The sequence below is a fragment of the Flavobacterium turcicum genome (assembly GCF_011365745.1).
In the GTDB taxonomy this organism is placed as follows: Bacteria; Bacteroidota; Bacteroidia; order Flavobacteriales; family Flavobacteriaceae; genus Flavobacterium; species Flavobacterium turcicum.
This window is the reverse complement of the sequence record NZ_JAAOBY010000003.1, coordinates 68,452-80,738: the sequence shown is the minus strand read 5'-3', so window position 1 is coordinate 80,738 and position 12,287 is coordinate 68,452. Positions and strand designations below refer to the sequence as shown.

General features: G+C 35.6%; 13 protein-coding genes. All 13 read left to right on the top strand.

Going from position 1 to position 12,287, the window contains the following annotated elements:
* Positions 1-145: 145 nt before the first annotated feature.
* The 13 genes from G9Q29_RS07145 to G9Q29_RS07085 all read left to right on the top strand — a co-directional run bounded on the left by G9Q29_RS07145 (position 146) and on the right by G9Q29_RS07085 (position 12,211).
* Positions 146-832: an ABC transporter ATP-binding protein gene (locus G9Q29_RS07145; protein WP_166134907.1), complete on the top strand. Its 687-nt coding sequence runs from the start codon at positions 146-148 to the stop codon at positions 830-832.
* Positions 833-990: 158 nt separating this feature from the next.
* Complete coding sequence (locus G9Q29_RS07140) at positions 991-1,848, top strand: ATP-grasp domain-containing protein (protein WP_166134902.1); 858 nt, start codon at positions 991-993, stop codon at positions 1,846-1,848.
* A 33-nt stretch (positions 1,849-1,881) separates the two neighbouring features.
* Positions 1,882-2,451 carry a cob(I)yrinic acid a,c-diamide adenosyltransferase gene (locus tag G9Q29_RS07135; RefSeq protein WP_166134897.1) on the top strand — a complete coding sequence of 190 codons (570 nt, stop codon included), beginning with the start codon at positions 1,882-1,884 and terminating at the stop codon, positions 2,449-2,451.
* A gap of 162 nt (positions 2,452-2,613) precedes the next feature.
* Complete coding sequence (locus tag G9Q29_RS07130; RefSeq protein WP_007138072.1) at positions 2,614-2,835, top strand: DUF2795 domain-containing protein; 222 nt, start codon at positions 2,614-2,616, stop codon at positions 2,833-2,835.
* Positions 2,836-2,920: 85 nt separating this feature from the next.
* A complete protein-coding gene (gene secA, locus G9Q29_RS07125; RefSeq protein ID WP_166134894.1) occupies positions 2,921-6,262 on the top strand; it encodes a preprotein translocase subunit SecA in 3,342 nt (1,113 codons plus the stop codon).
* A gap of 404 nt (positions 6,263-6,666) precedes the next feature.
* On the top strand, positions 6,667-6,795 hold the full coding sequence (locus G9Q29_RS07120) for a DUF4241 domain-containing protein (protein WP_317164734.1): 129 nt from the start codon (positions 6,667-6,669) through the stop codon (positions 6,793-6,795).
* Positions 6,796-6,871: 76 nt separating this feature from the next.
* On the top strand, positions 6,872-7,564 hold the full coding sequence (locus G9Q29_RS07115) for a DUF1003 domain-containing protein (protein ID WP_166134888.1): 693 nt from the start codon (positions 6,872-6,874) through the stop codon (positions 7,562-7,564).
* Between the two features lie 25 nt (positions 7,565-7,589).
* The gene (locus G9Q29_RS07110) at positions 7,590-8,288 is read left to right on the top strand and encodes a hypothetical protein (RefSeq protein WP_166134884.1); all 699 of its coding nucleotides are present in this window, start codon (positions 7,590-7,592) and stop codon (positions 8,286-8,288) included.
* A gap of 223 nt (positions 8,289-8,511) precedes the next feature.
* Positions 8,512-9,177 (top strand): hypothetical protein, encoded by a 666-nt coding sequence (locus G9Q29_RS07105; protein WP_166134881.1) that lies wholly within the window; start codon positions 8,512-8,514, stop codon positions 9,175-9,177.
* A gap of 188 nt (positions 9,178-9,365) precedes the next feature.
* Positions 9,366-9,938: a Crp/Fnr family transcriptional regulator gene (locus G9Q29_RS07100; RefSeq protein WP_166134878.1), complete on the top strand. Its 573-nt coding sequence runs from the start codon at positions 9,366-9,368 to the stop codon at positions 9,936-9,938.
* Positions 9,939-10,012: 74 nt separating this feature from the next.
* Positions 10,013-10,780, top strand: a complete 768-nt coding sequence (locus G9Q29_RS07095; RefSeq protein ID WP_166134875.1) for an MBL fold metallo-hydrolase — start codon at positions 10,013-10,015, stop codon at positions 10,778-10,780.
* Positions 10,781-10,950: 170 nt separating this feature from the next.
* A complete protein-coding gene (locus tag G9Q29_RS07090) occupies positions 10,951-11,526 on the top strand; it encodes a Crp/Fnr family transcriptional regulator (protein WP_225872907.1) in 576 nt (191 codons plus the stop codon).
* 76 nt (positions 11,527-11,602) lie between these two features.
* Complete coding sequence (locus G9Q29_RS07085; protein ID WP_166134872.1) at positions 11,603-12,211, top strand: short chain dehydrogenase; 609 nt, start codon at positions 11,603-11,605, stop codon at positions 12,209-12,211.
* The last annotated feature ends 76 nt before the right edge of the window (positions 12,212-12,287 follow it).

The following is a 12,287-nucleotide window of genomic DNA, read 5'->3' as shown; positions in this document are numbered from 1 at the left end:
CAAACATTAACCAAAAACGTCGCCATAAATTTGTAACAAATCACAAAATGAGCTACTAACCCAATAATCAAAAGTTTTTGTACTTAAAAAAAAGCAAACTTAAATACCGCCGAAGTTACGACTAAGGTTTAAATCATCAACTACAATGGCAAACCCGTTAATTAAAATAAGTGATATTAAAAGAAACTTTGTACTAGGTAATGAAATTGTTTACGTACTTAAAGGAATCGATTTAGAAATTAACAAAGGAGAATATGTAGCCCTAATGGGACCATCTGGATCAGGAAAATCAACCTTGATGAATTTACTAGGCTGTCTTGACACACCCACATCAGGAAGCTACGTACTTAATGGCAAAGACGTCAGTAAAATGCGCGATGACGAGTTAGCCGAAATTCGCAACAAAGAAATCGGATTCGTTTTTCAAACCTTTAACTTGTTGCCAAGAACAACCGCCCTTGACAATGTGGCCTTACCAATGATTTATGCTGGCTACTCAAAATCAGAACGCAACAAAAGAGCAACTGAAGTATTAGAACAGGTCAATTTATCAAATAGAATGGATCACCAACCTAACCAGCTTTCTGGAGGGCAGCGTCAGCGTGTAGCCATTGCCAGAGCATTGGTCAACAAACCCTCAATTATCCTTGCCGATGAGCCAACCGGAAACTTAGATAGTAAAACATCTGTCGAAATCATGAAGTTATTTGGCGATATTCACGCCCAAGGCAACACCGTAATTTTAGTAACACACGAAGAAGAAATTGCCGCCTACGCCAACCGTGTCATCAGACTTAGGGATGGTGTAATTGAAAGCGACACTTCAAAATAATTTTTTCAGGAGCTAATCCGGCTATACGCTTCAATCTTTTCTAAAACCTCACAGCCTTTTAAAGGCTGTAAGGTTCTACAAAAGGATTTCCACTGCTATCCGGGCTATGTAATCCTGCTGCTGAACACGTTTAGCATTATCATTCAAAATCCATTACAATGAAAATCGCACTACTAACTTGCGAAAAACTACCCCTATTAAATCCCGAAGACCAACCGTTAATTCCTGCTTTGGCACATCATGGCATTTTAGCAATGCCTGTCATTTGGAGCGATAAAACAATCGATTGGACTACATTTGATTATCTGATCTTCCGCAATACTTGGGATTATTTCGAAAAAGAATCTGAATTCAGAGCTTGGCTGGATCACATCGAACAATTAGGTATTAAAACCCTAAATCCAATTGAGCTGGTCAAACAAAACATTCATAAGTTTTACCTACGTGATCTGGAGGAACAAGGAGTAACTATTTTACCCACTGTGTTTATAGATCGCACTGCTAATCAAGATTTGGCTGCGCTGCTTCCAGCCTCTTGGAAACAAGCCGTAATAAAACCCGCTTTTTCAGCAGGATCGTACTTAACAACGGTTTTTGATGCAGAAGATGTCAATGGCATCAACGAAGAATATGCCAATATTGCAACTCAAAAAGAGCTGTTACTGCAAGAGTTTCGCCCAGAGATTCAAACCATTGGCGAAACGTCATTTATTTTTTTCAATAAACAATTCTCACACGCCGTAAACAAAAAACCCGTTGATGGCGACTTCAGAGTGCAAACGCTATTTGGTGGCAAATACACTTTGGTAAACCCATCAGAAGATTTAATTGCAAGTGCTCAAAAAATCATAGCAAATTTTCCAGACCGATTACTTTACGCCCGCGTTGACGGCATCATCATTAACGACCAGTTACAGTTGATGGAAGTAGAATGCATTGAACCCGATTTGTATTTTAACTTAAGTCCAACAGCATTGAGTCAGTTTGTTGCTGCAATAGTAAAATTAATAGCCTAAATTTGTCTTTTCAACATATCAATAGCATTTTACATGAAAGTATATACTAAAACGGGCGACAAAGGAACTACATCATTATTTGGTGGCACAAGAGTTCCCAAAGATCACGCACGTATTGAAAGCTACGGAACAGTAGACGAATTAAACTCATACATCGGACTCATCAGAGACCAAGAAATAAACACCAGCTACAAAGCTATTTTAATCGAAGTGCAAGACCGCCTTTTTACAGTAGGTGCAATTTTGGCTACTCCACCTGAAAAGGAGGTTAAAAAAAATGGGGAATTGCGTTTGCAAAATTTAGGAATTGTACCCACTGATATTGAATTACTCGAAAACGAAATCGATCAAATGGAAGAATCACTTCCGCCAATGACCCACTTTGTTTTACCAGGCGGACATACAACCGTGTCATATTGTCATATCGCTCGGTGCGTTTGCCGCAGAGCTGAGCGCTTAGCAGTGCATTTAAGTCACAATGAACCTGTTCCTGAAATTGCTATCACGTATTTAAACCGACTTTCTGACTACCTTTTTGTGCTGGCACGAAAGTTGTCTCATGACCTACAAGCGGAAGAAGTAAAATGGATTCCAAGAAAGTAGTATTCAGTTTACAGCCGTAGTTTTAAGCACAAAAACTTAAAACTTGAAACCTAAAACTTTAAACCAAAAAAAACGTTCTTAACTTTAACCAAAAATAAATCGTTTTTTACTTGTATTTTTCAGTAAAAAATTTATTTTTGCACAAAACTAAATCGACAACAGATGTATTGGACATTAGAATTAGCATCGTATTTAAGTGATGCACCGTGGCCTGCGAACAAAGACGAATTAATCGACTACGCCATTAGAGCAGGAGCTCCTTTAGAGGTTGTAGAAAACCTTCAATCTATTGAAGATGAAGGCGAGATATATGAATCAATGGAAGAAATATGGCCAGATTATCCTACAGACGAAGACTATCTTTGGAATGAGGATGAATATTAAAAGGTAAACCAATAAAAAGTCTCAAAAGAGGCTTTTTTTTGGTTTAAATGTATAGAATAAAACAATTTAGAAATAAAAACATATCATGAGTTTCATCAACAGTATTATCAAGATCTTTGTAGGCGACAAGTCTCAAAATGATGTCAAAGGCTTACAACCGTATCTTTCCAAAATAAAAACCTTCGAAACTGCCCTTAAAGCATTGTCTCATGATGAATTGAGAGCAAAAACGGCTGAGTTTAAAGAAAAAATCAAACAAGCACGCGCCGAAAAAGACAGCAAAATCGCTACTTTAAAAGCCGATGTTGAACTCATCGAAGACATCGATAAAAGAGAAGATATTTATGTAAGTATTGATGCTTTAGAAAAAGAGGCCTACGAAATCTCTGAAAAAGTGTTGATGGATATTTTACCTGAAGCTTTTGCTGTGGTAAAAGAAACAGCAAGCCGTTTCAAAGAAAACACACATATCGAAGTAACCGCTACAGCTAAAGATCGTGAACTTTCTGCTACCAAAACCTACATCACGCTTGAAGGCGACAAAGCCATTTGGGCCAACTCATGGAGCGCAGCTGGTAAAGAAATTACTTGGGACATGATTCACTACGATGTACAATTAATTGGTGGAATGGTTTTGCACCAAGGAAAAGTAGCTGAAATGCAAACGGGTGAAGGTAAAACGTTAGTAGCAACCTTACCTCTTTACTTAAATGCACTTACTGGCAATGGTGTACACTTAGTAACCGTGAATGATTACTTGGCTAAACGTGACAGCACATGGAAAGCACCTTTATTCGAATTCCATGGTATGTCAGTTGAATGTATTGATAATTACCAACCAAGCTCTGAAGGTCGTAAAAAAGCCTACGATGCTGATATTACTTATGGTACTAACAACGAATTTGGTTTTGACTACCTAAGAGACAACATGGCGCACTCGCCAGAAGATTTGGTACAAAGAAAACACAATTACGCTATTGTCGATGAGGTGGATTCGGTTTTGATTGATGATGCAAGAACGCCATTAATTATCTCAGGTCCTGTACCACAAGGTGACCGCCACGAATTTGTTGAAATGAAACCAAAAATCGAAAACTTGGTGAGTTTACAAAGACAATTGGCTAACGGTTTCTTGGCAGAAGCTAAAAAACTTATCAAAGAAGGAAATACCAAAGATGGTGGATTCCAACTTTTAAGAGCTTACAGAGCATTACCTAAAAACAAGGCTTTAATTAAATTCTTGAGCGAAGAAGGAATCAAACAATTGCTTCAAAAAACAGAAAATCAATACATGCAAGACAACAAAAGAGAAATGCATAAAATTGATGAAGCATTGTATTTTGTAATCGAAGAAAAAAACAATCAAGTAGAGTTATCTGATAACGGTATCAAATACCTTTCTGGTGATACGGACTCTGACTTTTTCGTACTTCCAGACATTGGAACTGAAATTGCAGCTATCGAAAGCAGAAAATTAGATAAAGATCAAGAAGCAGAAGAAAAAGAAAAATTATTCCAAGATTTTGGTGTAAAAAGCGAGCGAATTCATACACTAACGCAACTGTTGAAAGCTTACACCTTATTCGAAAAAGATGTAGAGTACGTAATCATGGACAACAAAATCATGATTGTAGACGAGCAAACGGGTCGTATCATGGACGGTCGTCGTTACTCTGATGGATTGCACCAAGCTATCGAAGCCAAAGAAAATGTAAAAATCGAGGCTGCTACTCAAACATTTGCAACAGTAACTTTGCAAAACTACTTCAGAATGTACAACAAACTGGGCGGAATGACGGGAACAGCCGTTACTGAAGCTGGGGAATTGTGGCAAATCTATAAATTAGATGTAGTTGAAATTCCTACCAACAGAGGAATTGCACGTAAAGACAAAGAAGATTTCATCTATAAAACAACACGTGAAAAATTCAATGCTGTTATTGAAGATGTAACCGAATTATCGAAAGCTGGAAGACCAGTTCTTATTGGAACAACATCGGTTGAAATTTCTGAATTGTTAAGCCGAATGCTTAAAATGCGTGGCATCACTCACAATGTATTGAACGCCAAAATGCACAAGCAAGAAGCGCAAATTGTAGAAGAGGCAGGTAAACCAGGCGTTGTAACCATTGCAACCAATATGGCCGGTCGTGGTACCGATATCAAATTATCTCCAGAAGTTAAAGCTGCAGGAGGTTTAGCCATTGTAGGTACTGAGCGTCATGACTCTCGTCGTGTTGACCGTCAATTACGTGGTCGTGCCGGACGTCAAGGTGATCCAGGAAGCTCGCAATTTTACGTATCGCTTGAAGACAACTTAATGCGTTTATTTGGTTCTGAAAGAGTAGCCAAAGTAATGGACCGCATGGGATTACAAGAAGGCGAAGTAATTCAGCACTCTATGATGACCAAATCGATTGAGCGTGCTCAGAAAAAAGTAGAAGAAAACAACTTTGGAGTACGTAAACGTTTGTTAGAGTACGATGATGTGATGAACGCACAGCGTGAGGTAGTTTACAAGCGTCGTCGCCATGCTCTATTTGGTGAGCGTTTAAAACTTGACATTGCCAACATGTTGTACGATACCTGCGAAGTTATTGTAAGCCAAAACAAAGGAACAAACGATTTCAAAAACTTTGAGTTTGAATTAATTCGTTACTTCTCTATCACGTCGCCAATTAGCGAAAGTGACTTTGCAAAAAGTAATGAAACAGACATAACTAACAAATTATATAAAGTAACTTTAGAGTACTATACTGAGAAAACAGCTCGCAGCGCACGTGAAGCTTTCCCAATTATTAAAAGCGTTTACGAGGATCAAAACAACCAATTCGAGCGTATTGTAGTGCCATTTACTGACGGTATCAAATCACTAAATGTAGTAACCGACTTGAAAAAAGCATACGAAACTCAAGGTTCGCAATTAATAGCTGACTTCGAGAAAAACATCACACTAGCCATTGTTGATGAAGCTTGGAAAAAGCACTTACGCAAAATGGACGAATTGAAACAATCTGTACAATTGGCCGTGCATGAACAAAAAGATCCGTTGCTAATTTACAAGTTAGAAGCTTTCAATTTGTTTAGAGCCATGATTGATAATGTAAACAAAGAGGTAATCTCGTTCTTGTTCAAAGGTGATTTACCTGCACAAGAAAACCAGCGTATTCAAGAGGCTATTGATGTAACGCCAGTTGAAGATTACACCGTTTCAAAAGACGAAATTGTAAGCAGCGAAGCCGCCAATCAAGAGGCAATGCAAACACAAACCCGTCAAGTAACAGAAACCATCACACGCGATCAACCAAAAATCAATCGCAATGATAACGTGACCATTCAAAACGTGGCCAACGGACAAATTCAAGAAATGAAATACAAAAAAGCCGAAAGCTTAATCGCCTCAGGACAATGGGTTTTAGTAAACTAATCCTTTTATTTCAAAATATATCAAACTCCACTGCGCAAGTAGTGGAGTTTTTTTATGCTATATTTTTTCGGGAGCTATTCCTGCCATACGCTACAAGCTATTGGGTTGCCAACTCTTTTAATTGGCGCTTTCAGGAGCTTCCTTCGGTCGCTCTGCCAGACACCATAAAAAGTAGTTGGCAACCGGCATAGGCTTTTCGCTGCTGTCAGGGCTACAACCCACAGCAACTTCGGTAGTAAACTTGTCTGAAAAATCAAAAACAGTTTGAAAACAAGAAAAATAATCTTGTTGAAACTAATTTCACTAATTTTGAAACTGAGCTTAAGAAAAATGCCGAACCTAAATACAATCCTAATGCAGTAGGAAATTGGATAAACTATTCCTTGCCATAAACCAACTTAAACATTGCCATGTTTCAATCTGACTATGGAGATGACTATTATCCTGCTTACTGGAGAATTGACGAAAATGGCGTCGTTACCTCATTAGTACTTGATTTTTTTGTTATAGATTTACCTAGCACCAATAATTGATTTACATGAGCAACAAATCAACTACTAATTTCTTTTCCACAACCTAAAAAAGTCGGGAAACTAAATACAAAACACTATGAAAACCAGCAAGATTAGCAATTTAGAAATCAAAAAGGGAGAAGAAATACTCGGACGCGATATCCGAGAAGGGATTTTCAACCTCATACAAACCGAGTTCCCGAATTTTACTTTAAACGATGCTATAACTATTGAAGAATTGAATCGATACCGACGCTTGTATTTGACCTCGTTAATCCAACAAGAAAAAGGAGAAATTGCAGCTATCGACCAAGATGTAATGAACGCCATAAAAAACAACTCAATTCTTTCGGAAAACATTCAAGACGAAATTGAAGCCGAACTTACCTTCGGTCAAAAACTAGCTGACGGTGTGGCTGCCTTTGGCGGAAGTTGGGCCTTTATCATCACTTTCTTTTCTTTCATATTAATTTGGATGATCATTAATATTTGGTTTTTAACCAGCAAACCATTTGACCCCTTCCCTTTTATCTTACTCAATTTAATACTTTCTTGTTTGGCAGCTATTCAGGCACCAATTATTATGATGAGCCAAAACCGACAAGAACAAAAAGACCGTCAACGAAGCGAACACGACTATAAAATCAACTTAAAAGCCGAGCTAGAAATCAAACTTTTAAGCGAAAAAATCGACCATTTATTAGCCCATCAAAACAAAAAACTGCTTGAAATTCAAGAACTACAAACCGATTATTTAGAAGATTTAATGAAAGAATTAAAAAGGTCTTGATAAATTGCTATGAAATAAATAAGGCATGAATCAAGTTAAATTTGGATATGGGGTCATATTTTTGTTACTAACTGCACCGATGTTGTTAATTGAACATTTTAATAATCCAAAGCTAATAGTTGTGAGCAACCCAAAAAGAAACATCGTGCAAAAAAGATACGAAATATTAAAATCCTTACCGGTTTATGGAGAATTGTATATTCCAATTTCAGAAGACAATGAACCTTTTTATTCTGAAGGATTTGTAGTGAGGTTTTTCAAAAAAGATGGGAAAAGCTGGGATGCGAATTTCAAACTTGGCTGGACAAATTTTAATACTGTTTATGAATTCAATAATGAGGATTTAGTTTTGGTAATTGCCGGAGGTAGAGGTTATTTGATAAACCCTGAATCCACAAAACCTGTAAATGTTTTTGGAATTGGATTCTTAGGCGCAATAAAATCCGAGAGTAATAAAATTATATTGCAAGATATAACTGATTTGACGATCATTGAACCTAATGGTGAAAAATGGCATACTGAGAGAATATCTTGGGATGGAATTAAAAATTTAAAACTTGAAGGAAATATTGTGAGTGGTCTTTCATTCGACCCTATAAATGACCGTGATGAATGGGTTGAATTTATAGTTAATCTCGAAAATCGAAATGTTCAAGGTGGAAGTTACAGACAGTATGAAATCAAATCTATTGAACGAAAAAACAAGTGGTGGAAATTTTGGTAAATGGGCTGACTCACAACAGCTAATAAGCAATAGTCGGGAATTAGGCTTAATGGAAAAATGGTTTTGTATTTGGTTTATTTACTTCGCTACCGCTCGCTTGGTAAATCCGAAAATAATTCTTCATTTAAGTATCTACCACTTTTAGCAGGGAAAAAAATGAGTAATTATCCAGAATTTCACATAAAATAAAGTTTAAAAATCAAATCTAATTTCCTTAAGACATATGATTGAACAATTAATAAAGCTGACAAACGAAAAAGAATTTTATCAAGAGGGGAATATCAACTTAATAAGCACAAAAAGTGAAATTGGATTTTTAAATATTTCTGAATTCAATTTTGCAGTCGAAGACCGCGATAAGGAAAGTAATCTACAAAAAGTAACATATTGGAAAATCATAGCTCATAGGACAATCGAAATTAGAAATTTCCAGAATAGCGTTCTCTTACCATACGTTAAATTGAAAATTTTAGAAAATCATCCTTTACTTTGGAATTATAGAGAAGAAGATTATGAATGTAAATTAATAGGTTTTCCTGAAAAGCCAATAGAATTCATCGGAAATTTGTTCTTTGAATTTGAAAAACTAACGGGTAATTGGTTAAACCTAACTGAATATATTTATAACATTAACCAATTTTATAAAAAAAACAATTCAGTAACCATATCAATTCCAAAACCTTTGATAGAAGTGTTTGAAAAAGTTTGCTTAAAACATAATGTCAAGTTTAAAGTTGAAAATATTATAAATTTGTACAATAAAGGATACAGAAATCGTCCAAATGCAAAACTTTTAATATTTGGAAATGAAGATGTAAGTCCAAACGATTTTAATTTACAGCAACCTTATATTATTGCTGACTATTTTATGGCAACTAATATCGAATAAAAGAAGCAGCTTTTAACGGCCAGTATAACGAATTTGGGTATTTGTCTTGGCGGTAGAATGGTTTTGTATTTGGGTAATTTGCCTCGCCCGTCCGCTATCGCTCGAGTGTGAAATCCACAAAATAGCGTACTTTAGCTCCAATCCCGACCAACCCCGCAAGGGTGTTTCTTAAAATGATTTAAACACAAATGACAACAACCGATAAGCTCTCTTTATTTTTCAGCAATGAGTTTCCTTTTAACAAAGAAGGTTTAGAGGAATTTGTAAATACTTTTGTCATCAAATCATATAAAAAAGGGGAAATCATTTTACAAAATGACACTGTCGAAAATGAACTCCGATTTTTAGATCAAGGCATCATTCGCGAATATTATGCTAGCAACGAGAAGGAAAAAAATATAAATTTCTATACCAATCCGACCTTCATTACTGATTTCAGTTCCTTTACCCATGCTACTCCAACAAAAAAATATCAAGAATGTTTAACTGATGTCGATTTGAGAGTTTTATCGAAAGAAAAATTCTTGGCTTTTACCAATCAATACCAATGTGGCAAACTATTTATTGAAACTATTTTTCAAAGGATTGTTGTTAATAAAGAAACCGAAGAATTCAACCATTTTGTAAATACTGCAGAAGAGTTGTATCTCGATATTATGAAAAATAAACCTGATTGGTTGTTACAAATTCCTCAATATCATATTGCTTCTTATTTAGGAATCACACCCGAAACATTGAGCCGAATCAGAAAGAAAATGTAACTTCTTGATTTCAATCAATGGAAATTGTTGTGGTACGTGGCAACTTTGTATTTTCAATTTAAAACATCAAAAAAATGAAAATACATCATTTACGAAATGCCACCATGGTAATAGAAACGGGAGACAAAGTAATTTTAGTTGACCCAATGCTTGGAAAAAAAGGAACTGCTGGCCCTACATTTACACTTTTCCGTTTTAAACCTCAACGAAATCCTATTGTGGATTTACCAAACAATGCAATGGATATTGTTGAAAAAACAACCCATTGCTTACTTACACATTTGCACCCAGACCATTTAGACAAGGAGGCTGAAAATTTTCTTCGCTCCAAACAAATTCCTGTTATTTGTAGTATTAATGATAAAAAACAATTGATAAAAAGAGGATTGAACGTTACGCAAACAGTTGACTATTGGCTGTCTACGCCATTTTTAGACGGAGCAATTTTAGGAATTCCAGCGGTACACGGTTACGGATTTGTCGCTAAACCAATGGGGAATGTTATGGGCTTTTATATCAAATTACCAAACGAAAAATCAATCTACCTGAGCGCAGATACCATTTACACTCAAGATGTACACCGAGTACTCACCGAACTAAAACCTGAAGTTGCTGTTGTAGCTTGTGGAACAGCACAACTGGATATTTTTCAGCCTTTATTAATGCGAATGGATGACATTTTGAAGTTTGTAAAAAACGCACCAAACCAAGTTATCGCCAATCATTTAGAAGCCGTCAATCATTGCCCGACGACACGACAACAATTAAAAGTAGAAGTTTCAAAAATTGGACTTTCTGATAAGGTTTTTATTCCAAATGATGGAGAAAGTAAAGTCTTTTGATAAACTAAGTATAAATGATCTTATAGAAAAACAGCCAGTAAATCAATGTCATATTTTTTAAATCATCAATGATTTGAAAGGGATTTAAAACTCTACACTTGTAATTGCTAACTTTGCAAAGCAGCAAAATATAAATACGAATTATAGAATTAAAGCCTAAAACAAGTACTATGTTTAAGAAAAATCAACTGTTGGAATACTTAAAACAATTCAATTTATTTACAGATAGTGAAATAAATGAATTTATAAGTTTAGCGACTATTTCTACGATAAAAAAAGGAGATTTTTTCATTAAACAAGATGAAATCTGTACCGCGCTTTCCTTCGTGAATTTTGGTATTTTTCGATCATTTTATTATTCTAATAATGACGAAGAAATAACCTATTGTTTTACCTTTCCTAATACATTATTAGTGGCTTATTCTTCATTTATTACAAAGAATAAATCAGAAGAAAATTTACAAGCTTTAACCGATTCTGAAATAATTTCAATTTCAAAAAAAGAATTAGAAAACCTTGCGGAATCAAACAATAGATGGTTGAATTTTTTAAAAATAATTGCTGAAAAAGAATATGTTGAACTCGAAAAATGGATATTTAATCATCAAAAATCCAATGCCCAAAAACGATATGTAGATTTGATACATAACCATCCACAATTTGTCCAACAAATTCCACTTCACTATATAGCGTCCTATCTTGGAATTACTCAAAGACATTTAAGTAGAATAAGAGCATCGATTTAATTATTAGACAAATGTCCTACGTGCTTAGTAGGGCAGGAGTGTAATTTTGCACTTCAAATTAAAAATAATTAAATATATGAAAACAGTAATTTTAATAGGTGCCAATGGGAAAATGGGAAAAGCAGCACTTACAGGTTTAGGAAAACACAAAGTGATTACAGCAGGTCGCTCTCAAGACGGTTGCGACTACCATGTTGACATTACCAGTGAAGAATCTTTGAGAAAATTATTCAAGGAGGTCGGTCACTTTGATGCAGTTGTGAATACAGTTGGCGTATGTGAATATGCAACCTTCGAGGAAATGACTGAAGCGCAATGGATGACTACAGTAATGAGTAAAATGATGGGGCAAATCAATATTGTTAGAATAGGTCAGGAATACATTGCTGATAAAGGTTCCTTTACGCTTATTACAGGTATACTAAATTTAAAGCCTATTCCTTTTGCTATTGCAGATGCAACTACAAGTGGTGCCATTGATACCTTTGTAAAATGTGTAGCCTTCGAAATGCCAAGAGGTATTCGTGTAAATTCAGTAAATCCAACAGTTTTAGCGGAGGCTTGGGAAGTTTATGGCGATATGATGCCCGGATTTCAACCCGTACCAAGTGCATTGGTTGGTAAAGCGTTTGAGCGCTCGGTTGATGGATTTATTACTGGTCAAGTGATACTTGTTGATGCATAATTAACAAAAATTACAGCATATAGTCTTTTCAAAAAAGAAATTGACTATATGCTGTTTATTTTAAAATAAAAAGAAA